The following is a 25,728-nucleotide window of genomic DNA, read 5'->3' as shown; positions in this document are numbered from 1 at the left end:
GGAAACAGAACCGGTGCTGCGAATGCGCACCGGTTTTGGAAAAGAAAATCTTAAAGTGCTTTCAGCGTTTTGACGGTGGCATCCACATCAATTTCATCTTCCGTAAACACATAAGTGCTGTTCTGGAAGGTGGTGATCAGCAGCTTTTTCATGGTGCGTGTTTCCGCTTTCTTCTCTTCTTCCTGCGGGCGGATACGGTTCATCAGCAGGCCCACGGACAGCACGGCGTTTTCTTTGTCGATCTTCGACTCTGCCGGTACTTCTTCGTTAAACGCCAGGAAGGACTTGATGCTGGTGATTTTGATGCGCTCACCGGCGATAAAGATGTATTTGCTCTCCGGCTCGACTTTCACCGCAAAGGCGGAAAGGCCTTTGTTATTGGTAGTCGGCTCGAAAGTGACTACAGCATCTTTTTTAATCAGCTCAGGGTTTGCAACTTTAATCACGTGGAAATAACGGTTATCGCCGTTTTCATCTTTGATAAAACCGAAACCTTTATCTTCAAACCAGGTTGTGATTACGCCGTTCATCGCTTACCGCCTAAGTAATTATCTATTCAACATGTCAGTTTTTGCAGGGCGGCAGTGTAAAGCAGAATGAGGATAAAGTCCTGTGCTTTACTGCCCGATACCCTCAGTTTATATCGCTTTTCGGAACGTCAGATTAAATCGGTAGGATCCGGTCAGCGGATGCTCGCCCGCTTTCAGCGGCAACACGCCATGATAACGCAGCCGCGACGGGCCGCCCCACACCACAATATCGCCATGCGTTAACTGCACGCGCTGTGTTTTATCGCTGCGCTCCATGCCGCCAAACTGAAAAACAGCCGGTAAACCCAGCGAGACAGAAACAATCGGCTGGCCGAAATCGTGCTCGTCTTTGTCCTGATGCAGGCTCATTTTAGCGCCCGGCTGATAACGGTTGATGAGACAGGCGTCCGGCTCAAATCCGGGGAATCCCGCCTGTTCTGCCGCTTTCACCGCAATCTGTCGAAACAGTTCCGGCATCGGCGGCCAATGCTGATGGTTTTCCGGCGACGTCGCCTGATAACGGTATCCGGCTTTATCTGTCACCCAGCCGACATCCCCGCAGTTGGTCATCGCTACCGACATCGCATAACCGCCGGGCGTCGCGCGATACTGAAAAGGTACCAGCCCGGCAATACGATCGATTTCCGCCAGCAACGCGACATCGTCTTCCAGCGCAGCACCGCGCAGAACCACTGCGCCGGGACACAAGTCTTCACGCCAGTTCGGGTGAAAATCCGGGTGATCGAAAAGATCCAAATTCATAAGCGCCTCCGTTCATGCGTATCGGTTAAGTATAACGGATGTGGCCAGACAGTCATTGACGCTGCCAGCGCGCGGCCAAAAAGTCGAGCAGCGCCTTCGCCGCCGGACCGGTACGCCGGTTGGGTCGCACACAATAAACACCGGTTTCCCGCCCTGTCCATTGCGGCAATACCTGCACTAAATCCCCTGCGGCAATCGCCGCCGCCATGGTGACCGCGGAATGAAACGCGATGCCTTGACCATCAATACACAGCCGACGCGCGGCATCGGCGTTATCCACTTTGACCGATCCTTTTGGCGCCAGTATTCGCTCTTCTCCATTCGACTCTCTGGCATTCGATCCTTCAGCATTCAAAAATAGCCGCCAGAGCACACCATCCTGACTGGCGGAAGAGACAATACACTCATGCTCGTGGAGATCTTCCGCGCTCAACGGCGTGCCGCGTTTTTTCAGATAAGCCGGAGCCGCCACCAGGATCCGCCGGTTATCCAGCATCTTGTGTGCAATCAGAGAAGAATCCTTCAGGCGACCAATCCGGAACGCCAGCATGATGCCTTCTGACACCAGATCAACGTAGTCATCGGTCAGACGCAGATCCAGCTGCACCTGTGGACAGGTCGCCAGAAACTCGCTCAGATAAGGCACGATATGGGTATGACCGAACGCCACCGGCGCGCTCACGACCAGCACGCCATAAGGCAGCGTCTGTTCATCACGCACCATTCCGGCAGCATTATTGAGCTGCAACAGCGCCTGATGGCATTCGGCGTAATAGCGTTTGCCGGTTTCCGTCAGCGACATCGCCCGCGTGGTGCGGTTCAGCAGCGTGGTGCTCAGTTCCTGTTCCAGCATTTTAATAAAACGACTGACAGAAGAAGGAGTAATGCCCAGCGCGCTGGCGGCACGGACAAAACTATGATGTTCAACCACCGCGACAAAGGTTTGTACCAGATGCAGGGACGGCGTGTTCATTATTGCTCTCAGCGAATGAATGAATGTTATTTCCGGCTATTATCAGGAAAATTAAGCATGATTAGAATGATTCTTTTTTGAGGAACCCTTCCATGAAAACGCCATCTGCCACCTTATTTCGTGAACTGCATCTGCAACAAACTCCGCTGAAATTACCCAATGCCTGGGACGCAGGCAGCGCGCGCCTGATTGAAAGTCTGGGGGCGACAGCCATTGCCACCACCAGCGCGGGCGTCGCCTGGTCACTGGGCTATCGAGATGGCAACCTGTTGCCCGTTGAGGAATATGTCGCACGCGCGGCATCGATTTCTCGGGTGATTTCAGTGCCGCTGTCTGCGGATATCGAAGGCGGTTACAGCGATATTCCGGCGACGGTGGCGCTAACCGTCTCACGATTTATGGATACGGGCGTGGTGGGTATCAATATTGAGGACGGCGCAGGCGATCCGCATGTGTTGTGCCGGAAAATTGAAGCCATCAGAACCGCCAGCGCCCGCTGCGGTGTAGATCTTTATATCAATGTGCGCACCGACGTTTACGCACGCAATTTGGTTCCTGCTGGCGAAAAAGCAGCGGAGGTCATCACGCGGGCTCAGGCTTACCGCGACGCCGGAGCCGACGGCATTTTTGTCATCGGGCTGGCGGAGGCAGAAGAAATACGCGCCATTGCTGGCAGCACGGATCTGCTGCTCAATGTGGCGGTCTGGCCGGGACTGCCGCCGGTCAGCGAGCTTGCAGGCATTGGCGTACGCCGCCTGAGCGCCGGTTCCTGGTTGCCGCAAACGTTATGGGCGCACAACGCGCAGTTAGTCAGCGGGTTCCTGCAACACGACGAAATGACGCCTATGCTGGAAAAATCCGCGCCATATTCAGAAATTAATGCGATGTTTTAATGACTCAGATAACGCCTGAACCGGAGAGATAAATGAATTCCACAGCCAGCCCCGACAATGTCACGCAACCGCGCCCGGCAGTTCTGCATATTCTATGCGGGAAAATAGCCTCGGGAAAATCCACCCTGTCCCAACATCTGGCCAGCGCGCCTTGCACCGTAGTGCTTAATGAAGACCAGTGGCTTACTCATCTTTATCAGGATGAGATGCTCTCTGTGGCGGATTATGTCCGCTGCTCGGCCAGACTCAGACAAGCCATTGCCCCGCATGTGATTTCACTGCTCAGGGCCGGTGTCTCGGTCGTGCTGGATTTTCCGGCTAATACGGTGGCGAACCGTCAGTGGATGATGAGTCTTATCACGGGATCGGGCGCAGACCATCAGCTGCATTATCTGAACGTACCGGAAGAAGTGTGTAAAGCCCGGCTGCGGGCGCGCAATCAGGCCGGAACACATCAGTTTAGCGTCACCGATGAGCAGTTTGAGCTGATATCCCGTCACTTTGTCGCACCGGAACCGGAAGAAGGTTTTCACGTGATCAGACACGATTAAGCTTCCACCTCTGACCGTCCCGGAACAGGATTATTGTCGGGGCGTATCGTTTCAGCTAAGGTGCTCTGACAGGCCGCAAGGTCATAAAGAATATCTGAAAGGAGAACGAAATGAGTCGGGAAATCAATAAAGACACGCAGTTGTGTATGTCCCTTTCCGGTCGTCCGGGAAATTTCGGCACGCGTTTTCATAATTACCTCTATCAGGCGTCAGACCTGAATTTTGTCTACAAAGCTTTCTCTACCAAAGATATCGAAGCTGCGGTGAAAGGCGTCCGCGCACTGGGCATTCGTGGCTGTGCCGTGTCGATGCCGTTCAAGGAAGCCTGCATCCCTTTCCTCGATGAACTGGATCCTTCCGCCACCGCCATTCAGTCCGTGAATACCATCGTCAATGACGACGGCTTCCTGCGCGCATACAACACCGACTATATTGCGGTCGCCAAATTGCTCGACAGCTATCAGGTACCACGCGACGCCGTTTTTGCCCTGCGCGGCAGCGGCGGTATGGGTAAAGCGGTAGTCGCCGCCATCCGTGATGCCGGATTCAAAAAGGGCTATATCATTGCGCGCAACGAAGCCAATGGTCGTGCGCTGGCAGAAGAATATGGCTATGAATGGAAAGCCGAAGTGGGTGATTTGCCGGTGGATATGGTGGTGAACGTCACGCCAATCGGAATGGCCGGCGGGCCGGAAGTGGATTCGCTGGCCTTTGAGCCGGCAGTGATTGACCGCGCCAGCATTGTTTTTGACGTCGTCGCACTGCCGGCAGAAACACCGCTGATTCGCTACGGTCGCGAGCACGATAAAACAGTGATTACCGGTGCAGAAGTGGCGACATTACAAGCCGTCGAGCAGTTTGTGCTGTACACCGGCAAACGCCCGTCTGATGAGCTGATTGAAAAGGCAGCGGCGCACGCACGGGGCTGATTTCCGGTCAGAACGTAAAAAGCCTCTCATATGAGAGGCTTTTTTACAGGTGCATAAAGTTTAACGCACCAGACACGGCCTTTTTGGATCAAACTTCCAGTCCGGCACCAGGAACTGCATGCCCTGCGCATCGTCGCGCGCGCCGAGACCCATACCTTTGTAAAGCTCGTGCGCTTTCATCACCTGATCCATATCCAGCTCAACGCCCAGCCCCGGCTGTTCCGGCACGCGTACTTTACCGCCTTTGATCTGCAACGGTTCTTTGGTCAGGCGCTGATTGCCTTCCTGCCAGATCCAGTGCGTGTCGATAGCCGTGATTTTACCCGGTGCCGCAGCCGCAACCTGCGTGAACATTGCCAGCGAGATATCAAAGTGGTTATTGGAGTGCGAGCCCCAGGTCAGGCCCCATTCGTGGCACATCTGCGCCACACGCACGGAACCCTGCATGGTCCAGAAATGCGGATCCGCCAGCGGGATATCCACCGATTTCAGCTGAATGGTATGCCCCATCTGACGCCAGTCCGTTGCGATCATATTGGTGGCTGTCGGCAAACCGGTCGCCTGACGGAACTCCGCCATCACTTCACGCCCGGAGAATCCCTGCTCTGCCCCGCACGGATCTTCCGCATAGGCCAGCACGCCGCGCAGTTGTTTACCCAGCGCAATGGCTTCATTCAGCGACCAGGCCCCGTTGGGATCAAGCGTGATGCGCGCCTGCGGGAATCGCTGCGCCAGCGCTGTCACGGCTTCAGCTTCTTCGCTGCCCGCCAGCACACCGCCTTTGAGTTTGAAATCATTAAAGCCGTATTTCTCATACGCGGCTTCGGCCAGACGTACCACCGCCGCCGGTGTCAGCGCTTCTTCGTGGCGCAACCGGTACCAGTCGCAACTGTCACCCGGCTGGCTCTGATAGCCCAGCGACGTCTTATTGCGGTCGCCAACGTAGAACAGATAACCGAGCATTTCGACTTCATCGCGCTGCTGTCCGTCACCCAGCAATGATGCGACGGTCACGCCAAGGTGCTTGCCGAGCAAGTCCAGCATCGCGGCTTCAATAGCAGTCACTACGTGGATAGTAGTACGCAAATCAAACGTCTGTAATCCGCGACCTGACGCATCGCGATCGGCGAATTTCTCCCGTACAGCGGTCATCACATTCTTGTATTCGCCCAGCGTTTTGCCAATCACCAGCAGTGACGAATCATCCAGCGTCTGGCGGATCTTCTCGCCACCCGGCACTTCGCCGACGCCGGTATTGCCGCTGCTGTCTTTGAGGATCAGAATATTACGGGTGAAAAATGGCGCGTGCGCACCGCTGAGATTGAGCAACATGCTGTCGTGTCCGGCAACCGGGATCACCTGCATGGAAACAATTTTTGGTGTAGATGAAGCACTCATACTCACTCCTTATTGATTCAGATTCCGTAATCAGCGGCCCATTGCCGGGCGCTTACGATCGAATGTCCAGCCGGGGATCAGGTACTGCATCGCAATGGCATCATTGCGCGCCCCGGACGGCAGTTTGTTATGCAGTTCATGCGCGCGACGGATCTGATCCATGTCGATCTCCACACCCAGTCCCGGCTTTTCAGGTACTTTGATTTTTCCGTTCACAATTTGCAGCGGCTCTTTGGTCAGGCGCTGATTGCCTTCCTGCCAGATCCAGTGCGTATCAATGGCCGTCGGTTTGCCCGGTACGGCCGCGCCAACATGGGTAAACATCGCCAGCGAAATATCGAAATGATTATTCGAATGACAGCCCCACGTCAGACCCCATTCGTCACAAAGTTGCGCCACGCGCACCGCGCCGTGCATAGTCCAGAAATGCGGATCCGCCAGCGGAATATCCACCGACTGCAACATCACCGCGTGCTGCATCTCACGCCAGTTGGTGGCGATCATGTTGGTCGCGACGGGCAAGCCTGTCGCACGACGGAATTCAGCCATCACTTCGCGGCCTGAAAAACCCTGTTCTGCACCGCACGGATCTTCGGCATAACTGAGGATCCCGTGCAGGTCTTTGCACAGGTCAATCGCTTCATCCAGCAGCCACGCTCCGTTCGGGTCGACGGTAATTCGTGCATCCGGGAAACGTTTTGCCAGCGCTTTAACCGCGTCGATCTCCTGCTCGCCCGGCAGCACACCGCCTTTGAGTTTGAAATCTTTAAAACCGTAGCGGTCCTGCGCGGCTTCCGCCAGTCGTACCACGGCCTCGCTGTTCATCGCTTCCTGATGGCGCAGGTGATACCAGTCGTGAACGCCTCGCGCGCCTTCCTGATACGCCAGATTGGTTTTGTTCCGGTCACCGATGTAGAACAGGTAACCGAGCACCGTCACTTCATCGCGCTGTTTGCCCGGCCCGAGCAGTTCACACACCGGCACTCCGAGGAATTTGCCCATCAGATCCAGCAACGCAGCTTCCAGTGCGGCGACCGCGTTAACCCGCAGTTCAAAGGTCCACGCGCCTTTGCCAAAGGAATCAAAATCCGACGACTGATTGCCGACATGGATCTGATGCACCAGCCGGTTCATGCGCGCCACTTCCTGGCCTTTCACCTGAGGAATGGCTTCCACCAGCGTGTTGTAAATGACTTCTCCGCCCGGCGCTTCGCCCACGCCGGTATTCCCGGCGCTGTCTTTGAGGATCACGATGTTGCGGGTGAAGTAAGCGCCGTGCGCGCCGCCAATATTCATCAGCATACTGTCGTGGCCTGCCACCGGAATAACCTGCATGTCAGTGATAACCGGTGAGGATTGTGTATTCATCATGGTTTCCTTTGACTCAGAAGGCACGTAACTGAATACGTTCGATTTTTCCGACGATAAACACATAGCTGACAACCGCCAGCAACGCGTGGATCCCGACATAAATCAGCGCACCGTTGAATGACCCTGTGCTGCCGATAATGTAGCCGATGGCAATCGGGGTGATGATGCCGGAGACGTTACCGAACATGTTGAACAAGCCGCCGCTCAGCCCGCTGATCTCTTTCGGTGCGGTGTCGGCCATCACAGCCCAGCCCAATGCGCCCAGCCCTTTGCCGAAGAAGGCGAAGGCCATAATGCCGACTACCATCCATTCGGTATCGACGTAGTTGCAGAAGATCATCGACATCGACAGCAGCATGCCGACCACGATCGGCGCTTTGCGGGACAGCGTAAGGTTGTTGGTTCTGCGCATCAGCCAGTCAGAAATGATCCCGCCCAGTACGCCGCCGAGGAATCCGCAAATCGCAGGCACCGAGGCCACCATGCCCGCTTTGAGGATCGACATGCCGCGCGCCTGTACCAGATACACCGGGAACCAGGTGATGAAAAAGTAGGTCAGCGCATTGATGCAATACTGGCCGATGTAGATGCCAATCATCATGCGGGATTTCAGTAATTGCTTAAGCTGGAAGGCTTTTTCCCCTTTAACAGCCGCTTTCCTGGTGGTCTTCTGATCCATATTGATCAGCGCGCCACCGGCTTCCATGTAATCAAGCTCGGCCTGATTCACACCCGGATGATCTTTCGGATCGTGGATCACTTTCAGCCAGATGAAACTCAGGATGATCCCGAGTCCGCCCATGAAGAAGAAGACGTGTGACCAGCCCACTTCGTGGGTCAGCCAGCCCATGATCGGGGCGAAAATCACGGTCGCAAAATACTGCGCAGAGTTAAAAATGGAGACGGCGGTTCCGCGTTCCTGAGCCGGGAACCACGCGGCGACAATCCGGCTGTTGCCGGGGAAAGAAGGTGCTTCTGCCAGCCCGACCAGAAAGCGTAATGCGAAGAGAGAAACTACAATGCCGAAGCCGCTGAATATATCGACGAAGCCCTGCAGCAGGGTAAACAGGGACCAGATAAAAATACTGTAGAAATAAACTTTTTTGGAGCCGAATTTATCCAGCAACCAGCCGCCGGGTATTTGTCCGATAACATAGGCCCATGAAAATGCCGAGAAAATATAGCCCATCCCGACAGAATCCAGCCCGATATCTTTGGCCATCGCCGAACCGGCAATGGATAACGTGGCACGGTCGCCATAATTAAATGAGGTGACAATAAATAACATCACCACTATCCAGTAGCGCGCGTTAGTTCTTTTTTTGACGGCACTGGCTGCTGAAACGGTAGTTTCCATGGTGTTCTCCGGAATTAATGACAACGCCTCTAAACAGAGATAAAAGTCATTCCAGTCACAGAACTGTAGGGTTCAGAGAGGAAGGAACGCAGCCAGTATATGAACAACATTCCTTTTACTCATTGGGCAATACAACAGGCTTGAACCGCGCTTTGCATTTATCCTGAGGCAAATGCCCAGCGCGGTGCGAGTTGTTTCACAAAAAATGAAACAGCTGTGATGGCTGTCACAACTGATCGTTATCTAATTGCAACGCGACATACAGCAATAAACGATCGTCGAAATTACCCAGATCCAGACCGGTTAATTCCGAGATACGGTTAAGGCGATATTCCAGCGTATTGCGATGGATATATAACGCTTTTGAGGTGGCGGTCGGCTGCACATTATTATGGAACCAGGATGTCAGCGTGCGGCGCAGTAAACCGTTGCCGTCCGTTGCTTTCAGCCGCGCCAGCGGACGAACCAGCTCGTCGGCCTGCCAGCCACCGCGCAGACTGTCGAGCAGTACGGGCAGGATCAAATCCTGATAGAAGTAACAGCGCTGTTCGGGCATCCGCTGCTTGCCGACGGTCATGGTGGTGCGCGCGGTCCGGTAGGAACGGGCAATGCTGCCGGGACCGGTGAAAAAGTTACCCAGCGAAATACGCACTCGCAGGCGGCCGGTTTCCGTCATGCGGGAAAGCAGGTGATCGATACGCTGGCGGTGTCCGTCCGCATCCCAGCGATCGTAGCTGTTCAGCGCCGGTTTCAGCACCACCATTTCGGTGAGGGAGACAATAGCGATCAGGTTGTCGCGCTCCGGCGTGGTGAGCAATGTTTGCAGCTGTTGCAGCTCGGCCATGGCGGAATCGACGCCGAGCTGTCCGCTGTCAACTTCGACCACGGCCGCCACACGCGGACGGTTCAGGTCAATGCCCAGACGCTGCGCCCATTCCATCAGCGCCGGAGAAAGTTCATCCACGCGGATAAGATTGAGCACCAGTTCTTCGCGCAGACGGCTGTCCTGCGCCAGCATGTGCAGCAAACGCGCCTGCTCAAGCATCATTTCGGCGGTCATACACACCAGTTCGCCATATTGCCGTAGCTGGGAAGGATTACCGGTCAGGCCGATCACGCCGACGATCTGCCCGTCAATACGCAACGGCAGGTTGATCCCCGGACGCACACCGTGCAAATGCCTGGCGACGCCTTCATCAATATCGACAATACGTTCCTGTGAAATTGCCAGCAATGCGCCTTCGTGCAATTCACCAAGACGCTGATCGTCGCCACTGCCGATTATTCTTCCGCGGCCATCCATGACATTCACATTACTATCAATAATTTGCATGGTGCGGGCAACAATCTGTTGCGCCAGCTTTGCATCGAGATGATACGCCGACATGGATCCCCTGCCTTGGCTTATTGTTTTTTGTTCAGAGAGCATACCCAGCGCGTTGCTGCCATACATTATGCAAATGCCCAAAGAGCAGAAGCACCTGTTGAAGTTGCGGCGAAAGTCACATTTTTAAGCAAATGCCCAACTGGCATAAAACATTGGCATAAAATACGGGCATAAAAAAAGGCACGCCGGAGCGTGCCTTACCCAAAAGCCGTGCTGACGAATTACTGTGCCAGCAGGTAAATCGAGGTGTCACCACGCTGAATGTCCAGCGCCAGAACGTTTGGTTTGGTATCGAGAATTTTACGCAGTTCACCCAGATTGGTGACTTTCTGCTGGTTCACACCCAAGATCACGTCGCCTTTTTTCAGGCCAATGCGTGCTGCGGTAGAACCGGCTTTCACTTCATCGACTTTCACACCTTTCTGATCACCTGCTGAACCGTTGCTGAGTTCAGCGCCTTCGATGCCGGTATAAATATTGCCGGATTCGACTTTAGGCGTCTGCGTGCTTTGTTCAATGGTGACATCCACGTTCATCGGTTTGCCTTCGCGCAGCAGACCCAGCGTGACTTTGGTACCAATTGGCATGGTGCCGATGTCAGCACGGAACGAGGCGAAGCTGCTGATTGGCTTGCCGTTCATGCTCAGGATCACGTCACCGGCTTTGATGCCCGCTTTCTCTGCCGCAGATTTCGGCATGACCTGGCTGATGAATGCGCCGCGCTGTGCGTCGACTTTCATGGCTTTCGCCAGTTCAGAGTTCAGCTCGGTACCCATGATGCCCAGTTCGCCACGTTTCACCTGACCGAACTCAATCATCTGTTTGGACAGGTTTTTCACCATGTTACTTGGGATCGCAAAACCGATACCGATGTTGCCGCCGTCCGGAGCCAGGATCGCTGTATTCAGACCAATCAGTTCACCGTTCAGGTTCACCAGCGCACCGCCGGAGTTACCGCGGTTGATCGCCGCATCCGTCTGGATGAAGTTTTCGTAGTTTTCAATATTCAGGCCGGAACGTCCCAGTGCAGAAACGATACCGGAAGTCACGGTTTCGCCCAGACCATACGGGTTACCGATAGCCACGGTGTAATCACCGACGCGCAGTTGCTCGGAATCGGCCATTTTAATGGCTGTCAGGTTTTTCGCGTTTTGCAGCTGGATAACCGCGATGTCTGAACGCGGATCTTTACCGATCACTTTCGCGTCGAATTTACGGCCATCGTTCAGCTGAACGCTGATTTTTGTCGCGTTATCAACTACATGATTGTTGGTAACCACATAACCTTTATCGGCATCAATGATGACGCCGGAACCCAGCGCGCGGAAATCTTCTTTCTGCTCAGGTGCTGGCTGACCATCTGGTCCCTGACCGCCGCCCTGACAAACCGGTGAACCCTGGAACGGAGAACCGTCCTGGCACAGCGGCGAGTTCTGACCAAAGAACTGCTGGAACTGCTGGCCCATGCGCGGTGTTTTTACCGACGCACTGCCTTCCACGTTCACGCTCACCACGGATGGCATCACTTTTTCCAGCATTGGCGCCAGACTTGGCAGCTGTGTAGAGCTGGCGGACGAAGACGCTGTTTCAGCAGCCAGTGCAGAAGAAACCGGGGCCATTGCCATACCGATACTTAACGCTAATGCGCTGAGGAATAAACTCGATTTTTTCATTTTTCAGGATCTCTTAAAATTATTGTGGCAACCAAAATAGTCGCTTTGCTTGGTAGTCGTGATACTGAGATGGTATTAATAGCGTGAAGTTCATCAGGGTCGATCTGACAATGGTAAAAAATTATTGTCAGTATTTACAAATGGCGTTTTTTCAGACAGTTCCGTAAAGAAAATTAAAGAGAGTTCAACTTGTCTTTTTAAAAACAAATTACTCAGCCGCCATGAGTCTTCTGTATTCATCATACGCATAAAGGTCAGTCATTCCGCTGATATAATCCTGAATCATTCTCGCCCGGTAATAAAACTCCTGCGCCGCATGGTTTGCGACCGGTAATCCTTCCAGCGCCGTCACGGCATTGTTGTAAGCCAGACGATGCTTGGCAGAGATCTTATGCAGAAGACGGGTTTCTATAGGATATTTCCTGTGTGTATCTTCCTGAACCAGCTGCGAAAAATCCGAAAGCGGCATGTCCAGCAACGGGCTGTAAATATCCAGTAATCCGCTGATCACCCGGTAGCCCTGCAATTCCAGTTCTTCTACTTCGTGATGATTGAAAACCTGTTTGAAAGCCACGCTTTTATAAATCTCTAACAAACGATTAGCCTGACTGTCATCTTCGAGCAGGGCATGATTAAACGTGCCCTGATAAATATCTTCTATATTATCAATGAAGCGGCGTGCCGCGTGCGGGACAAGTTGTTTGACAGTCTGAACACGCAATTCCATAAAGAAGTAATCGACCGGATTACGGAAGGTTTTGGCTTTATCCATTTTCTCGTAAGCGGTACGAACCACTTTATCGAAGAAGTCGTTTTTCTCAATCTCGCCCCATTCGCGATACAGATAATGATAGAGCTGATCGACGCTAAAAATGTTTTTTTCGACCGCATCTTCGAGATCCGCAATACAGTAAGAAATATCATCCGCCGCTTCCATAATGTAGGTGAGCGGAAAACGGTTGAACTCACCCAGACTCAGTTCGCTGCGCAACTCTTTAATAAACGGCTCTTCCGCCAGATAAAAACCCGGTTTTTTCATCAGGTAATCATGGGAAGGCAGTTTAGCCATCGAATACGCCGGACGGGTATATTTCAAAATGCAGGCGGTCTGGCTGTAGGTCAGATTGAGTTTCAGCAGGGTAAATACCAGCCGGATGGCCTGCGCGTTGCCTTCAAAATTAGACAGATCGTAGCGGATTTTGCTGCGCAACTGATTGAGTTCAACGTCCCCGGACGTCAGGCGTAAACAGGCCACCATACAGGAATCTGTTTCCTGCGGCGTTTCGCCACAACTGTCAGTATCCATCCTTTTGGCAAACCAGTTATTAATAGCCGATTCACCAAAATGTCCGAACGGGGGATTGCCGATATCGTGCATCAGGCAGGCCATTTCGACCACGCTTTCGAATGGATCGGTGACATCGTCAAGGCCATATGCCTCGAGTTTCCCCTGACGGCGCAGACGATGGAGCACTTCTTTGGCGATATGACGGCCAACCTGCTGAACTTCAAGGGAATGGGTCAGACGGCTGCGGACGGCGGCGTTTTTCTCCAGCGGAAAAACCTGCGTTTTTTGCTGCAAACGGCGGATGGCGGCGGAGTTGATAATACGCCCGCGATCGCTTTCAAACTGGCGAACCACGTCGTACACATCACGCGCCTCAATCGGGGCGCTGAAAGGACGCTGAAAATTGAATTTCGCTTTAAAATCGATCCCGGACATGATTTCCCACCTTTTCAGCCACTCGCGCGTCAAACCGACACCAGGACAGCATCCCAAACGCATTATCTCTTGTCATTAGCCATGATAGACTATCGGCCATTGTTTTCGTGATTAAACCGTCAATTCCGCACAAGCTGCGGCTTATTCCAACCACATCTGCGAGTATTTATATGAAAGTAGGCATCATCGGTGCAATGGAGCAGGAAGTCACCCTGCTGCGCGACAAAATCATCAATCGTCAGACTATCGAACGCGCGGGCTGCGAAATCTATACCGGTCAGCTGCACGGCGTAGACGTGGCGCTGCTGAAATCTGGCATCGGTAAAGTGTCTGCGGCGATGGGCACCACGCTGTTGCTGGAACATTGCCGTCCTGATGTGGTGATCAACACCGGTTCCGCGGGTGGGCTGGCGAAAACGCTGAAAGTGGGCGATATCGTGGTATCTGATGAAGTGCGTTATCACGATGCTGACGTCACCGCGTTTGGTTATGAACCAGGCCAGATGGCCGGTTGCCCTGCGGCTTTCACTGCGGATCCGGAACTGATTACGCTGGCAGAAAACTGCATCCGTGAACTGAATTTAAACGCCGTCCGCGGTCTGGTGTGCAGCGGCGACGCATTCATTAATGGTGCTGCGCCTCTGGCTCGTATCCGCGCCACTTTCCCGCAGGTCGCGGCAGTGGAAATGGAAGCGGCAGCCGTCGGTCACGTGTGCCATCTGTTTGACACGCCGTTCGTGGTCGTTCGCGCCATTTCTGACGTGGCAGACGGTGAATCGCACCTGAGCTTTGAAGAGTTCCTGGTCGTTGCAGCACAGCAATCTACCCTGATGGTTGATGCGATGCTGAAAGCGCTGGCAGCGTCAGAAGAGTGATTGTTCGCGGGTTTTGTCTGGCACTCTGCTGCCTGTGGCTGCCTCTGACGGCCACAGCGGCACCGGCGCAACGGGTGGTCAGTCTGGCGCCCAATCTGACAGAACTGGCGTACGCGGCGGGTCTCGGTGGTCAGTTAGTCGGAGTTAGTGCTTACTCCGATTATCCGCCGCAGGCCAGCAAGCTGGAACAGGTGGCGAACTGGCAGGGGATCAACGTCGAACGTATTCTGACGCTTAAACCCGATCTGGTGCTCGCCTGGCGCGGCGGAAATCCTCAGCGTCCGCTGGATCAGCTGACGTCTCTTGGCATCAAAGTGCTCTATCTTGACCCGCAAAATGCGGATCAGGTGGCACAGGCGCTGGAACAACTCGCCTCGTACAGCCCTTCTCCTGCCACCGCGCAGAACGCCGCAGAAACGTTTCGCCAGCAATGGCAGGCACTTAAGCAGAAGTATCACCGGCAAACACCGGTTCCGGCGTTCATACAGTTCGGCACGCAACCCTTGTTTACGGCTTCTGCCGCCACGATGCAAAGCGAAGTGCTGGATGTCTGCGGAGCAAAAAACATATTTGCCGACAGCCGCGTTCCCTGGCCTCAGATCAGCCGGGAACAGGTTTTAACCCGTCAGCCACAGGTTATTGTTATTTCTGGCGGAAAGTCGCAAAAACAGGTCATTGAAGATTACTGGCATTCGCTGCTTAAAGCGCAGGTCATTGCGCTGGATGCAGACTGGTTCAGCCGTGCCGGACCACGAATTTTGCTGGCGGCACAACAGCTTTGTCCGCAACTGGCCGCCCTGCCTGAAAGGTAAATGCTTACTAACATTAAGTGTCGCACTTTTCTGAATTGTTCCTTTATTAACCAAAATCAATAATTCAGTGCTGTCATCTGGTAACATGTCCGGCGTAAAATCTTCGCTGCAATACCGTTCCCCGCTTTATTATTATCTCTTTGTTATACAACGTTGTTATACGACGAAATATAAAAAGTCTGGCGTGTGAGTAAAAAGAAACGTCAGAGAAAAGCGTGATTTCCATCCGGAACATAAGAAATCCGGATTAAAGGCTTCGAAAACTTTACCGATAACTTTTTCAGCCTGGGCTGAATTTTTATTACACCAGCAGGAAAGAAATTTAATGAAAGCTTTATTACTCAGTGCGTTGCTCGCTTTGAGCCCGCTGGTTGCTGTCGCTGGCATGACAAGTGGCGAGATTCATATCAGCCTGACCATTTTACCCAGCTGTAAAATTGATGCTGCGCACAGCGGCACGTCCGTCACCTGCGCCAGCCGGACAATGATGCAACCGCATATCAGCGAAATGATGCTCACCGCCGTACCGGGGATCAGCACGGATTCAAAGCTGGTGACCGTTGAATGGTAACCCCTTGGTGAATGCTTACTTACCTGAAAGCCCGCGGCTGACCATTAAAAAAGCCCGTCTGCATCAGCAAACGGGCTTTCAATTTATACGATTCTTACCCTGGATCATTCGAGCTTGAAGGGTAGTTAAATACTAAATGAAGAGCCGCACCCACAGGTCGTCTTAGCATTAGGGTTGGTCACAACGAAACGTGAACCTTCCAGACCTTCTGTGTAATCCACTGAACCGCCGACCAGATATTGCAGGCTCATCGGGTCAACCACCAGCGCCACACCGGCTTTCTCGATAGTCATGTCGCCGTCGTTAATTTTATCGTCGAAGGTAAAGCCGTACTGGAATCCGCTGCAACCGCCACCGGTGATATAAACACGCAGCTTCAGGTTTGGATTTTCTTCATCCGAAATAAGGTTCTGTACCTTACGTGCCGCGGCCTCAGTAAACTGTAACGGCAACGCGGCTGTGTCATTCATCAATGCTTCGCTCATAATCTCTCACTCCCAATCCGCATTTGTTCAGGCCGCCGGATTGACTGTCTGAATAATGTACTCATTATCTAATACCTGAAAGTATGGTTCAAGTATGGGCATTTTTTGCTGCGCTGTCCTGCTTATTGGTGCCTTCGGCGTCGGGTTCTGCCTGCGCTTTCTCTGCATTTTCACGTTCCTGCCTCTGCAAGGTGCGGGTCAGGATCGCGGAATACAAGGGTTTACCGCCTAAAAACTGCGCCAACAGGGTCGCACCAAGGCAGGTAATGATCATCGGTAAAATAAGCTGATAGTTATCGGTCATTTCAAGAACCAGCACAATACCGGTGAGCGGCGCACGGACACTGGCGGCAAACAGCGCCCCCATTCCGGCTATCGCAAACGTCGCGGGCTGGATACCGTACTGCGGGAACCACGTCAGCGCGGCGGTACCAAATGCCGTGCCCAGCAGCGTGCCGAGCGCCAGCATCGGGGCGAAAATCCCGCCTGGTGCGCCGGAAGCAAAGCACAAAAGCGTTGTCACCACGCGAACAAGAAAGATCACCAGCAGCATCATCAGGCTGTATTTTCCTGCCGCCGCCAGCGGGATCAGCGCAAAACCGCCGCCGGTGACTTCCTGATGAACCAGCCCGAGCAGGCCACAAAATCCACCCAGCATCCCGCCAATCACCAGGATATTTCGCAGATTACCGCCATGAACACGGGCAAACATGTCCTGCGTGCGGAAAATCAGGGCGTTAAACATCACGCCGACCACGCCAAAAACCATCCCCAATACCAGATACAACCAAAGCGTATTCAGCGGTGCGTTGGCCAGCCTGCCCACTTCGATCACTGCGCCGTCGCCGTTGAAAATCCTGAAAACGATGCTCGACATGATCACACCGATAAACACCGCTTTTATCGATATCAGGCTGTAACGAAATTGCAGGCGCATCTCTTCGAGGATGAACAAAATGCCTGCCAGCGGTGCGTTAAAGGCCGCAGAAAGCCCGGCCGCCGCACCGGTCGCCAGCAGTGAGTGGCGTGCTTCTGCGCTGCGCAGACGGAAAATATCGAACATCATTTTCCCGACATTGGCACCCATCTGCACGGTCGGCCCTTCCCTGCCCAGCACCATTCCCGCGCCGAGCGTACCCAGACCGCCAAAAAATTTCACCGGGATCACCCGCCACCAGCGAACAGGGCGCAACTCTTCCAGCGCGCCTTCGATTTCCGGGATCCCCGAACCGCCCGCTTCCGGCGCGAATTTGCGCACCAGGTAATAACCGAACATCGCCATGACCGCCGAGATAACAAAGGTCAGCGGCCAGAGCAGGATCCAGTAATCACTGAACATCCCAACGCTCGAAAGACGCAACGCCATCACCAGATTCACGGTTTTTTCAAAAGCAACGCCCAGCAGACCAGCAACCGTGCCCACCAGTGCGGCCATGATCAAAATCGTGACCGGAGTTTTGTCACGGCGGAGTAAAAGGCGCAGCGCTTCGCTGCGTTTACGCGGTCCGCGCACGTGCGCGCCCGCTACATTCTCAGTCTCAGATTCATTCATCACGGAAAGAAAAATACAGAAATGGTTATGGAAGATGAATGAATTTAATCATACAAATTGGCTCCCTGACAGGATCAGCAACAAAATGCAGCACGGTTTACGGTTTTATAACGCCGCTCAGTTCACTAGAATGGGCGCAACAAAATTTCTTTACCCAGAACCCAGCAATTTCAGGAGTTGAATAATGAGTAAGTCAGAAAGTCTGTTCACGCAGGCGCAAGCGCTAATCCCGGGCGGTGTTAACTCGCCGGTACGTGCCTTCTCCGGCGTTGGCGGCGTGCCATTATTCATCGCACGCGCTGACGGCGCTTTCCTGTTTGATGCCGATGGCAAAGCGTATATCGACTATGTCGGTTCGTGGGGCCCGATGGTGCTTGGTCATAACAATGCCGAAATCCGCAGCGCGGTGATTGAAGCAGCAGAACGTGGCCTGAGCTTTGGCGCGCCGACCGAAATGGAAGTCAAAATGGCCGAACTGGTCACCGGTCTGGTGCCAAGCATGGACATGGTGCGCATGGTCAACTCCGGCACCGAAGCCACCATGAGCGCGATTCGTCTGGCGCGCGGCTTCACCCATCGCGATAAAATCGTCAAATTCGAAGGCTGCTATCATGGCCACGCCGACTGCCTGCTGGTGAAAGCTGGCTCCGGCGCGCTGACTCTTGGCCAGCCAAACTCTCCGGGCGTTCCGGCTGATTTCGCCAAACACACCCTGACCTGTACCTATAACGATCTGGATTCAGTGCGTGCCGCGTTCGAACAATTCCCTGACGACATCGCCTGCATCATCGTTGAGCCGGTCGCGGGCAACATGAATTGTGTGCCGCCTTTGCCGGAATTCCTGCCGGGCCTGCGCAAGATTTGTGACGAGTTTGGCGCACTGCTGATTATCGACGAAGTGATGACCGGTTTCCGCGTCGCGCTGGGCGGCGCTCAGGAGTATTACGATGTGATGCCTGACCTGACCTGTCTGGGCAAAATCATCGGCGGCGGTATGCCGGTGGGCGCATTTGGTGGCCGTCGTGACGTGATGGAAGCACTGGCACCGACCGGCCCTGTCTATCAGGCAGGAACGCTTTCCGGCAACCCGATTGCCATGGCAGCGGGTATCGCCTGTCTGACGCAAGTCGCACAACCGGGCGTGCATCAGACCCTGACTGAGCGCACCACACAACTGGCGGAAGGTTTGCTGGATGCAGCGCAGGAAGAAAATATTCCGTTCGTGGTGAACCACGTCGGCGGAATGTTCGGTCTGTTCTTCACTGATGCCGAAACCGTGACCTGCTATCAGGATGTGATGAAGTGCGACGTTGAGCGCTTTAAGAAGTTTTTCCATCTGATGCTGGAAGAAGGCGTTTACCTGGCACCTTCCGCGTTTGAGGCTGGCTTTATGTCTCTCGCTCATACTCAGGAAGACATTCAGCGCACCATCGACGCCGCACGCCGTTGTTTCGCTAAGCTTTAAGATCTGGTGAAGTCGGTTACCTCCCCTGCGAAGGGGAGGATTGGCGTGAGGTATTAAGCTGAAACTTCTATTTCGCCTGCTTTCTCAGCAGATAAATAAAGTATGGCGCGCCGATAAATGTCGCGAGCAAACCGGCCGGGATCTGGTTCGGGAAGATAATCATCCGGCCGCACCAGTCGGCAAATACCATCAGTAAACCGCCGAGAATGCTGGCGACCATCCACTGCGGAACCGCACGACGAAAGCCCATCATACGCGCCATATGCGGTGCCATCAGACCGACAAAGCTCAGCGGCCCGATGGTCAGCGTCGCGGCAGCCGTCATCACCGCCGCCAGCAATAAAATCGCCATACGCGTTGGTGTCAGTGCAACGCCGACTGATTTCGCCGTCACGCTGCCCAGTGGCAAAATATTAATCCAGCGACGACAGAACGGCACAATCACCATCAGCACCGCAGCCAGAATGAGCGTCCGCCATGCCGCTTCAGCGGACACAGAATAAGTGGAACCGGAAAGCCAGGTCAGCAAACCGCCCATACGCGGATCACCGCTCGCCAGCAGCAGTGACATCAGCGTGGTGAATGCGGTACTCAGCGCGATACCGGTCAGCAACATACGTTCGGCAGAAAAACTGCGCAGACCCGATGCCATCATAATCACCAGCAACGTCAGCGCCGCACCGAGACTCCCCGCCGGTAACAGCCAGGCAAAGGCATCACCCGGCACGATAAACATCATGACCACCACGCCGGTCGCCGCACCCGAGCTTATTCCCAGCACTTCCGGGCTCGCCATCGCGTTACCGGTGAGTTTCTGGATCAGCACCCCGGAAGACGCCAGCATGATGCCCGCCGCCAGCGCCGCCATCACGCGGGGTAAACGCCACGGCAGCAGCGCCTGTAAATCCGCGCCTGTTGACCAGCTCCAGCCAGTCGCATTACGTCCGGCCATCAGCGCGATAACCAGCCCGATAAACAGCACCGCCAGCGCCAGCGCGACCCAGCGCACCAGATGATGACGTTCAGCCGGCACGTTATCGCCCTGATCCATCGGCGGTGGCGTCATGCTGTTGCGAAGACGCGGCAACAGCCACAGCAGCAACGGCGCGCCGACCAGCGCGGTCGCGGCACCGGTCGGAATTTCCATCCAGAACGTGGTGATGTACTGCATCACCTGATCGGTGAACCACAGCAATAAGGCCCCGATCAGCGGCGCCATAATCAGACGTGAAGGTAAACGTCGCGCACCGAGCATCTTCGCCAGAAGCGGGGCGAACAGACCGATAAAGCCGACGATACCGACCGCATTCACCAGCTGCGCACTCATCAGGATGGCCAGCGTCAGCACCGCCAGACGTGCCGCAGAAAGCCCGAGGCCGAGGTTTTTGGCCACGCCGTCGTCCAGCCCCAGCAGCGTCATCGGACGCTGCAACAAAAACGCCAGCAACCAGACAATGATCACACGCGGCAACAGGAAAATGGCGACATCCCAGTCCTGCTGCGTCAGTGAACCACTGCTCCACATGTACAGGCTTTGCAGGCTCTGATAATTGAAGATACCGATCAGGCCGTTGACCGCACCGCAATACAAACCGAGCACCAGCCCCGCCAGGATCAGCGTGACCGGCGACATGCGTTTGCCCCAGGCGATACCGAACACCAGCGCACCAATCACCACCGCGCCGATCATGGCAGCAAACTGCTGGGTGATCATTCCACCCGGCAGCGCCCACAACGTGGCAACCGTCAGGCCGAGTTGCGCGCCCGCCGAAACGCCCAGCGTCGCAGGTTCAGCCAGAGGATTACGCAACACCTGCTGGAACAGTAAACCGACCAGCCCGAGCCCCGCTCCCGCGAGCAATGCCACGGCGATGCGTGGCAGTGAGCTGTAATGGAAAAGCATCTGCTGCACGTTGTCGATGTCCGGCTGCCACAGTGCGCCGCGCCATTGCGCGTAAGGCAATTGCTGATGCAGGTTGTAAATACTGAGCGCGCCCGCAGCCAGTGCCAGAATAATCAGAAGAGTCAGCGAAACGCTGAGCGAACGGCGGTTCATACCGGTTTCCTCAGCGTGTTGGTTAAAATATTGCAGAAGTGCATCGCGCTGAACGTTGCGCCGTAGTACCAGACGGCAGGGATGACGGTGAACTGGTTCGCACGAACGAACGGCATGGATTTCCACAGCGGCGTTTTTTCGACGGCTTTCATGATGTCAGCGCTGTCGTGATCAAAGCACAACACGCGGGCATTTTTGATCGCCGCCAGCCTTTCCACTCCGACGGAAACACTGCCCCAGAAACTGCCCTCGCCCTGCCAGGCGTTGGTGAGCCCGACATCGTTCATCACTTCATGCAGCATACTGCCTTGTCCGAAGACCAGAACATGGCGCGGATCGATGAACGTGATCAGCAACAACGGCTGCTGTGCTACCGGCTTCAGCTGTTCGCGGGTTCTGGCTAAAGTGTCCTGATACCGCTGCAAATGCTGTTCTGCACGATCTTGCAAACCGAGCGTATCCGCCAGTTTGTGCAGCGAACGGATCGCCAGATCTAATGGCTTCGCAGAGCCGTCATTGGCTTTGACACTCAGCACCGGCGCGATGGTTTCCAGCTGAGCGGTCGCCGGGCCGTAACCCTGCGTCAGCAACACCAGTGACGGTTTCAGTTGCTGGATAAGTTCCATATTCGGCTCGGTGCGCTGACCGACGTCAATCACGCCCGGCGCCAGCGGCGGTTCGGCTACCCAGATGTTGTAATTACGAATATCCGCAATCGCCAGCGGCATCACGCCGAGTGCAATCAGAAGTTCAGCGGGAAGCCATTCGAGCGCAATAATGCGGCTGAGATCGGGGCGGGACGCAGAAAGCGCGGGCAAAGATGTCAGCAACGGGGAAAGCGCCATCATCTGCAAAATACGACGGCGCGTTATTCCGGAAAAGTGAGAAATATCAGACATATCAGTATACAAAGCTCACCGGTGCGCCACCCGCAGGATGCGGCAAAATGCCCATCGGAATGCCATAGATTTGTTCGAGCACGTCACCGCGCATCATTTCTTCAGGTTCACCCTGAGCGATCATCTCGCCGCCACGCAGCGCCATCAGCTGGTCACAATAGCGGGCTGCCATATTCAGGTCATGCAGTACCGCAATCACGGTGAGGCCCTTTTCACGGCTCAGGCGCTGGATCAACGCCAGAACGTCTTTCTGATGGGCGATATCGAGCGCCGAAGTCGGTTCGTCGAGCAGCAGGCAGCGGCTGTCCTGCGCCACCATCATCGCCAGCCACGCGCGCTGACGTTCGCCGCCGGACAGGCTGTCGACCAGACGATGTGCAAAGGGCTTCAGCCCCACCAGCGAAATCGCTTCTTCGACTTTTTCTTTATCGTGATGTTTGAAACGCCCGAGCGCGCCGTGCCACGGATAGCGGCCAATCGCCACCAGCTCCTGCACGGTCATGCCTTCTGCCGCCGGAAGTTGCTGCGGCAAATATGCGACCTGCCGCGCAAAAGCTTTGCTGTCCCACTGCGCCAGCGGCGTTTCATTGAGGTAAATCGTTCCGGATGTCGCCGCCTGATGACGTCCCAGCATTTTTAACAACGTCGACTTCCCTGAGCCATTGTGACCAATCAGCCCGCACACTTTTCCTTGCGGGAAAGTCAGCGACAGTGGCGCAAGAAGCGTGCGGCCCGGGACGGCAAAACTCACATCCTGCAGACGAAAGACGCTGTCTGGCAGCGGGGAAGACGGATGTACGTTGTTATCAGGCATAAGATTTTCTACGTCGACATCTGGTTGAGAACAGGAAACGGGCACGACCAGCGTGCCCGGATTTGACTACGTCACTGCTACGATACCCTGAATAATTCAGTTTGCAGGAAGGCGACAAGTTCGCGAATCCCCGGGAGCTTAGTCAGCTAAGTGACCGGGGTGAACGAACGCCGTCAACGCATCTGCGGCCTGAATTACGACGGATATCAGAAGCGGAATGTGGCAGTTGCAACCACCTGACGATCTGAACCCCAGTAACAGGCGTAATCGCGGTAGCAGCTGGCGACATATTCGCGATCCAGCAAGTTGTTGATGTTCAGACCCACGGAAGAACCTGGCAGGCCGAAGCGACCCAGATCGTATTTCACTGTGGCATCTACCAGCGTATAGGACGAAACGTTGAACGCTTCATTCTCTCTGGATGCATTCACGCCGTTCGCCGTGTAGAAACTTGAGCTGGCACCGACATAACGCACACCGGAACCGACTGTCAGGCCGCTGAGCGCAGTTTCGTGGAAGGTATAATCCGCCCACAGAGACGCCATATTCGCCGGTACTTCAACAGGACGCTTGCCTTCGAAATTGGTGTCATGGGTGTATTTTGCATCGGTGTAGGTGTAAGACGCCGTCACGTTGATGTTGGCGTTAACCGCGGCTTTGGCTTCGAGTTCCACACCTCGTGAACGTATTTCACCAGACTGAACGCTAAAAGCGGCATCAGCAGGGTTGGCCGTCAGGTTTTTGTCTTTTGTCAGCTGGTATACGGCTGCCGTCAGGCTGATCGGACGATCGTTCGGGATGTATTTGATCCCGGCTTCGTACTGTTTGCCCATTGAAGGATCGAATGGCTTCCCTTCTTTGGTCGCGCCTGCGGTCGGTTCAAAGGATTCGCTGTAGCTGAAGTACGGAGAAATACCGTTGTCGAACAGGTAGTTCAGACCGCCACGCCAGGTGAACTGCTCATCGTTGATCTGCGACGCGCTGTTGGTCGTGCGGGTAAAGGTTGAGCTTTTCGCGAAGTCGTAACGACCGCCAACAGTCAGGATCCACTTGTTCCACTCCGCCTGATCCTGCACATACAGACCGGTTTGTTCCTGACGATTAAGGATTTCGTACGGGAAGTACAGGGAAACGTTGCCGTTACCGTATTGCGGATTCGCCAGATTCAGGTTACTTGCACTGCCATAGTCTGCGTCAATATCGTTACGCATACGCATGTAATCAACACCAGCCAGCACGGTATGATCGATATCGCCGGTGCCGAATTTGGCCTGTGCCTGTGTATCGACATCAAAGTTCGCCAGCTTCTCTTTGGACTGAACATAGCTACGCGTAATGTTGCCGTTACCGAGGTAACCGAAGCCGTAAACGGATTTATATTCGGTATCGAGTTTGGTGTAGCGCAGGTTCTGACGCACCGTCCAGGTATCATCAAACTGATGCGCGAAGCTGTAACCGACCATTTTCTGGTTGCGGGACATGCGGTTACCCGCTTCACCTTCGTTGAAATCTGTCGGGAGTTTATGTGCTTTACCGTTGGCGTCGTAATACGGCACCACGGTACCTTCACGCGGCAACCAGCCGTAGTAACCGGCATCCGGATCGTTCTGGAAATTGCTCAGGAAGGTAAAGTCAGTTTTATCATCAGGACGCCATGAGAAAGACGGGGCAATGGAATAGCGTTTCTCTTTCGCCATTTCCTGTTGCGCATCCTGACTGCGCGCCACACCGGTCAGACGGTAGGAATACACGCCTGCATCGTCAATGGCATCGCTGAAATCAAATCCGGTCTGGTACAGGTTGTCTGTACCCATTTTAAACTGCACTTCTTTCAGCGGTTCAGTGGTCGGGCGCTTACTGACCATACTGACAACGCCGCCCGGATTGCTTTTACCGTACAAAACGGAAGAAGGCCCGCGCAGTACTTCGACACGCTCAAGCATGTACGGATCCATCGATACTTCAGAATAGTTATCGCCCTGAAGTTTGATGCCGTCGAGATACTGGTTGGTGTTAACAGAGGTGAAGCCGCGGATTGCCATGGCGTCGATGGTGTTAGAACTGCCGCGACTGGCAAAGACACCCGGCGTATAACCCAGGGCTTCTTTCACCGTCACCGGTTGCTTCATGTCCATTTCTTCGCGAGTCACCACGGAAACAGATTGTGGTGTCTTCACCAGTGGCGTATCGGTTTTTGTACCGGTAGCGCTATGTTTTGCTGCGATGGTCGCCGCAGGGCCCCATGCAGATTCCTGTGCCGCTTCGGGAGCAGAAGAAGCCGTCACATTAATGGTATCTTCCTTCGCAGGCGCGGTGGTGGCGGCACCGGCGTAAAATGCGGCAGTACCCAGTGTTGCGGTAATGGTTAAAGCTAACGTCCGACGCTTAAATGCGCCTTTTGGGACAGAATTTGAAAGCGAGCGTTGAGAAGCCATTGCATAATCTCTGGAGTGGAAATGGGAATGTAAACGATAATTATTATTATGACCGTCGCATATTATGCGCAATGCTTGCCCGCCTGCAACACTAATTCACATATAGATCGTCTGAATGAATAAAAAATATCCCCATGTTAAACATGGGTAAAAACGCCTATAAATTAAACGGGAATGAATGTGACGGGTTTGCGGAAAATGTAAAACGTGGCGGGTT

Annotated in this window: 23 protein-coding genes; 8 read left to right on the top strand and 15 right to left on the bottom strand. The window is 54.3% G+C overall.

Annotation, left to right across the window (positions count from 1 at the left end):
• Nucleotides 1–50: 50 nt before the first annotated feature.
• The 3 genes from CKQ54_RS07465 to CKQ54_RS07455 form a co-directional block, all read right to left on the bottom strand.
• The gene (locus CKQ54_RS07465) at nucleotides 51–530 is read right to left on the bottom strand and encodes a cold shock domain-containing protein (RefSeq protein WP_113878123.1); all 480 of its coding nucleotides are present in this window, start codon (nucleotides 528–530) and stop codon (nucleotides 51–53) included.
• 108 nt (nucleotides 531–638) lie between these two features.
• The gene (alkB, locus tag CKQ54_RS07460) at nucleotides 639–1,292 is read right to left on the bottom strand and encodes a DNA oxidative demethylase AlkB (RefSeq protein WP_120161100.1); all 654 of its coding nucleotides are present in this window, start codon (nucleotides 1,290–1,292) and stop codon (nucleotides 639–641) included.
• A gap of 52 nt (nucleotides 1,293–1,344) precedes the next feature.
• Nucleotides 1,345–2,265 carry a LysR family transcriptional regulator gene (locus CKQ54_RS07455; RefSeq protein WP_120161102.1) on the bottom strand — a complete coding sequence of 307 codons (921 nt, stop codon included), beginning with the start codon at nucleotides 2,263–2,265 and terminating at the stop codon, nucleotides 1,345–1,347.
• Between the two features lie 92 nt (nucleotides 2,266–2,357).
• Here CKQ54_RS07455 and CKQ54_RS07450 point away from each other — a divergent pair, with 92 nt between their 5' ends.
• The 3 genes from CKQ54_RS07450 to CKQ54_RS07440 all read left to right on the top strand — a co-directional run bounded on the left by CKQ54_RS07450 (nucleotide 2,358) and on the right by CKQ54_RS07440 (nucleotide 4,638).
• Nucleotides 2,358–3,158, top strand: a complete 801-nt coding sequence (locus CKQ54_RS07450) for an isocitrate lyase/PEP mutase family protein (protein WP_120161104.1) — start codon at nucleotides 2,358–2,360, stop codon at nucleotides 3,156–3,158.
• Nucleotides 3,159–3,190: 32 nt separating this feature from the next.
• Nucleotides 3,191–3,709: a P-loop nucleotide/nucleoside kinase family protein gene (locus CKQ54_RS07445; protein ID WP_120161106.1), complete on the top strand. Its 519-nt coding sequence runs from the start codon at nucleotides 3,191–3,193 to the stop codon at nucleotides 3,707–3,709.
• Between the two features lie 110 nt (nucleotides 3,710–3,819).
• Nucleotides 3,820–4,638 carry a shikimate 5-dehydrogenase gene (locus tag CKQ54_RS07440; RefSeq protein WP_120161107.1) on the top strand — a complete coding sequence of 273 codons (819 nt, stop codon included), beginning with the start codon at nucleotides 3,820–3,822 and terminating at the stop codon, nucleotides 4,636–4,638.
• Nucleotides 4,639–4,698: 60 nt separating this feature from the next.
• Here the strand turns inward: CKQ54_RS07440 and gudD are convergent, their stop codons facing one another.
• From gudD to dgt, 6 genes are all read right to left on the bottom strand, one after another.
• Nucleotides 4,699–6,036, bottom strand: coding sequence for a glucarate dehydratase (gene gudD / locus CKQ54_RS07435; RefSeq protein WP_112287826.1), 1,338 nt, complete (start codon nucleotides 6,034–6,036; stop codon nucleotides 4,699–4,701).
• A 30-nt stretch (nucleotides 6,037–6,066) separates the two neighbouring features.
• Nucleotides 6,067–7,407, bottom strand: coding sequence for an enolase C-terminal domain-like protein (locus CKQ54_RS07430; protein ID WP_208644584.1), 1,341 nt, complete (start codon nucleotides 7,405–7,407; stop codon nucleotides 6,067–6,069).
• 13 nt (nucleotides 7,408–7,420) lie between these two features.
• The gene (locus tag CKQ54_RS07425; protein ID WP_120161111.1) at nucleotides 7,421–8,764 is read right to left on the bottom strand and encodes an MFS transporter; all 1,344 of its coding nucleotides are present in this window, start codon (nucleotides 8,762–8,764) and stop codon (nucleotides 7,421–7,423) included.
• 226 nt (nucleotides 8,765–8,990) lie between these two features.
• Entirely contained in the window at nucleotides 8,991–10,151 is a 1,161-nt protein-coding gene (locus CKQ54_RS07420) for a CdaR family transcriptional regulator (RefSeq protein ID WP_112287823.1), read from the bottom strand.
• Nucleotides 10,152–10,372: 221 nt separating this feature from the next.
• Entirely contained in the window at nucleotides 10,373–11,824 is a 1,452-nt protein-coding gene (gene degP / locus CKQ54_RS07415; RefSeq protein ID WP_120161113.1) for a serine endoprotease DegP, read from the bottom strand.
• 208 nt (nucleotides 11,825–12,032) lie between these two features.
• Nucleotides 12,033–13,547, bottom strand: coding sequence for a dGTPase (gene dgt, locus CKQ54_RS07410; RefSeq protein WP_120161115.1), 1,515 nt, complete (start codon nucleotides 13,545–13,547; stop codon nucleotides 12,033–12,035).
• A 170-nt stretch (nucleotides 13,548–13,717) separates the two neighbouring features.
• Between dgt and mtnN the strand changes: the two genes are divergently transcribed.
• From mtnN to CKQ54_RS07395, 3 genes are all read left to right on the top strand, one after another.
• Nucleotides 13,718–14,422 (top strand): 5'-methylthioadenosine/S-adenosylhomocysteine nucleosidase, encoded by a 705-nt coding sequence (mtnN, locus tag CKQ54_RS07405; RefSeq protein ID WP_120161117.1) that lies wholly within the window; start codon nucleotides 13,718–13,720, stop codon nucleotides 14,420–14,422.
• Entirely contained in the window at nucleotides 14,422–15,234 is an 813-nt protein-coding gene (gene btuF / locus CKQ54_RS07400) for a vitamin B12 ABC transporter substrate-binding protein BtuF (protein WP_120161160.1), read from the top strand. The genes mtnN and btuF overlap by 1 nt, the downstream gene beginning before the upstream one ends.
• Before the next feature lie 325 nt (nucleotides 15,235–15,559).
• Nucleotides 15,560–15,805 carry a hypothetical protein gene (locus CKQ54_RS07395; protein WP_113876394.1) on the top strand — a complete coding sequence of 82 codons (246 nt, stop codon included), beginning with the start codon at nucleotides 15,560–15,562 and terminating at the stop codon, nucleotides 15,803–15,805.
• A 125-nt stretch (nucleotides 15,806–15,930) separates the two neighbouring features.
• Here CKQ54_RS07395 and erpA read toward each other — a convergent pair whose 3' ends face one another.
• Both erpA and clcA read right to left on the bottom strand, forming a co-directional pair.
• The gene (erpA, locus tag CKQ54_RS07390) at nucleotides 15,931–16,275 is read right to left on the bottom strand and encodes an iron-sulfur cluster insertion protein ErpA (RefSeq protein ID WP_147243261.1); all 345 of its coding nucleotides are present in this window, start codon (nucleotides 16,273–16,275) and stop codon (nucleotides 15,931–15,933) included.
• Nucleotides 16,276–16,378: 103 nt separating this feature from the next.
• A complete protein-coding gene (gene clcA / locus CKQ54_RS07385; RefSeq protein WP_120161119.1) occupies nucleotides 16,379–17,842 on the bottom strand; it encodes a H(+)/Cl(-) exchange transporter ClcA in 1,464 nt (487 codons plus the stop codon).
• 38 nt (nucleotides 17,843–17,880) lie between these two features.
• On the opposite strand from clcA, the gene CKQ54_RS25480 reads away from it, so the two are divergent.
• On the top strand, nucleotides 17,881–18,027 hold the full coding sequence (locus tag CKQ54_RS25480) for a hypothetical protein (protein ID WP_157960968.1): 147 nt from the start codon (nucleotides 17,881–17,883) through the stop codon (nucleotides 18,025–18,027).
• Nucleotides 18,027–19,307 (top strand): glutamate-1-semialdehyde 2,1-aminomutase, encoded by a 1,281-nt coding sequence (gene hemL / locus CKQ54_RS07380; RefSeq protein ID WP_113876393.1) that lies wholly within the window; start codon nucleotides 18,027–18,029, stop codon nucleotides 19,305–19,307. Before CKQ54_RS25480 ends, hemL begins: the two co-directional genes overlap by 1 nt.
• A gap of 67 nt (nucleotides 19,308–19,374) precedes the next feature.
• Here the strand turns inward: hemL and fhuB are convergent, their stop codons facing one another.
• From fhuB to fhuA, 4 genes are all read right to left on the bottom strand, one after another.
• The gene (gene fhuB / locus CKQ54_RS07375; RefSeq protein ID WP_120161120.1) at nucleotides 19,375–21,363 is read right to left on the bottom strand and encodes a Fe(3+)-hydroxamate ABC transporter permease FhuB; all 1,989 of its coding nucleotides are present in this window, start codon (nucleotides 21,361–21,363) and stop codon (nucleotides 19,375–19,377) included.
• The gene (fhuD, locus tag CKQ54_RS07370; RefSeq protein WP_120161122.1) at nucleotides 21,360–22,262 is read right to left on the bottom strand and encodes a Fe(3+)-hydroxamate ABC transporter substrate-binding protein FhuD; all 903 of its coding nucleotides are present in this window, start codon (nucleotides 22,260–22,262) and stop codon (nucleotides 21,360–21,362) included. The genes fhuB and fhuD overlap by 4 nt, the downstream gene beginning before the upstream one ends.
• Before the next feature lies 1 nt (nucleotide 22,263).
• A complete protein-coding gene (gene fhuC / locus CKQ54_RS07365; protein ID WP_112287815.1) occupies nucleotides 22,264–23,076 on the bottom strand; it encodes a Fe3+-hydroxamate ABC transporter ATP-binding protein FhuC in 813 nt (270 codons plus the stop codon).
• 206 nt (nucleotides 23,077–23,282) lie between these two features.
• On the bottom strand, nucleotides 23,283–25,511 hold the full coding sequence (gene fhuA, locus CKQ54_RS07360; RefSeq protein WP_120161124.1) for a ferrichrome porin FhuA: 2,229 nt from the start codon (nucleotides 25,509–25,511) through the stop codon (nucleotides 23,283–23,285).
• Nucleotides 25,512–25,728 lie beyond the last annotated feature (217 nt).

The sequence above is a fragment of the Rahnella variigena genome (assembly GCF_003610915.1).
Lineage (GTDB): Bacteria > Pseudomonadota > Gammaproteobacteria > Enterobacterales > Enterobacteriaceae > Rahnella > Rahnella variigena.
The sequence above is the reverse complement of the archived record's forward strand: the minus strand, read 5'-3'. Positions and strand labels throughout refer to the sequence as shown.

What these genes read in the sequence shown, in the direction of transcription:
- CKQ54_RS07465 (WP_113878123.1), bottom strand. Translation starts at nt 530, where the DNA reads ATGAACGGCGTAATCACAACCTGGTTTGAAGATAAAGGTTTCGGTTTT.
- alkB (WP_120161100.1), bottom strand. Translation starts at nt 1,292, where the DNA reads ATGAATTTGGATCTTTTCGATCACCCGGATTTTCACCCGAACTGGCGT.
- CKQ54_RS07455 (WP_120161102.1), bottom strand. Translation starts at nt 2,265, where the DNA reads ATGAACACGCCGTCCCTGCATCTGGTACAAACCTTTGTCGCGGTGGTT.
- CKQ54_RS07450 (WP_120161104.1), top strand. Translation starts at nt 2,358, where the DNA reads ATGAAAACGCCATCTGCCACCTTATTTCGTGAACTGCATCTGCAACAA.
- CKQ54_RS07445 (WP_120161106.1), top strand. Translation starts at nt 3,191, where the DNA reads ATGAATTCCACAGCCAGCCCCGACAATGTCACGCAACCGCGCCCGGCA.
- CKQ54_RS07440 (WP_120161107.1), top strand. Translation starts at nt 3,820, where the DNA reads ATGAGTCGGGAAATCAATAAAGACACGCAGTTGTGTATGTCCCTTTCC.
- gudD (WP_112287826.1), bottom strand. Translation starts at nt 6,036, where the DNA reads ATGAGTGCTTCATCTACACCAAAAATTGTTTCCATGCAGGTGATCCCG.
- CKQ54_RS07430 (WP_208644584.1), bottom strand. Translation starts at nt 7,407, where the DNA reads ATGATGAATACACAATCCTCACCGGTTATCACTGACATGCAGGTTATT.
- CKQ54_RS07425 (WP_120161111.1), bottom strand. Translation starts at nt 8,764, where the DNA reads ATGGAAACTACCGTTTCAGCAGCCAGTGCCGTCAAAAAAAGAACTAAC.
- CKQ54_RS07420 (WP_112287823.1), bottom strand. Translation starts at nt 10,151, where the DNA reads ATGTCGGCGTATCATCTCGATGCAAAGCTGGCGCAACAGATTGTTGCC.
- degP (WP_120161113.1), bottom strand. Translation starts at nt 11,824, where the DNA reads ATGAAAAAATCGAGTTTATTCCTCAGCGCATTAGCGTTAAGTATCGGT.
- dgt (WP_120161115.1), bottom strand. Translation starts at nt 13,547, where the DNA reads ATGTCCGGGATCGATTTTAAAGCGAAATTCAATTTTCAGCGTCCTTTC.
- mtnN (WP_120161117.1), top strand. Translation starts at nt 13,718, where the DNA reads ATGAAAGTAGGCATCATCGGTGCAATGGAGCAGGAAGTCACCCTGCTG.
- CKQ54_RS07395 (WP_113876394.1), top strand. Translation starts at nt 15,560, where the DNA reads ATGAAAGCTTTATTACTCAGTGCGTTGCTCGCTTTGAGCCCGCTGGTT.
- erpA (WP_147243261.1), bottom strand. Translation starts at nt 16,275, where the DNA reads ATGAATGACACAGCCGCGTTGCCGTTACAGTTTACTGAGGCCGCGGCA.
- clcA (WP_120161119.1), bottom strand. Translation starts at nt 17,842, where the DNA reads ATGAATGAATCTGAGACTGAGAATGTAGCGGGCGCGCACGTGCGCGGA.
- CKQ54_RS25480 (WP_157960968.1), top strand. Translation starts at nt 17,881, where the DNA reads ATGAATTTAATCATACAAATTGGCTCCCTGACAGGATCAGCAACAAAA.
- hemL (WP_113876393.1), top strand. Translation starts at nt 18,027, where the DNA reads ATGAGTAAGTCAGAAAGTCTGTTCACGCAGGCGCAAGCGCTAATCCCG.
- fhuB (WP_120161120.1), bottom strand. Translation starts at nt 21,363, where the DNA reads ATGAACCGCCGTTCGCTCAGCGTTTCGCTGACTCTTCTGATTATTCTG.
- fhuD (WP_120161122.1), bottom strand. Translation starts at nt 22,262, where the DNA reads ATGTCTGATATTTCTCACTTTTCCGGAATAACGCGCCGTCGTATTTTG.
- fhuC (WP_112287815.1), bottom strand. Translation starts at nt 23,076, where the DNA reads ATGCCTGATAACAACGTACATCCGTCTTCCCCGCTGCCAGACAGCGTC.
- fhuA (WP_120161124.1), bottom strand. Translation starts at nt 25,511, where the DNA reads ATGGCTTCTCAACGCTCGCTTTCAAATTCTGTCCCAAAAGGCGCATTT.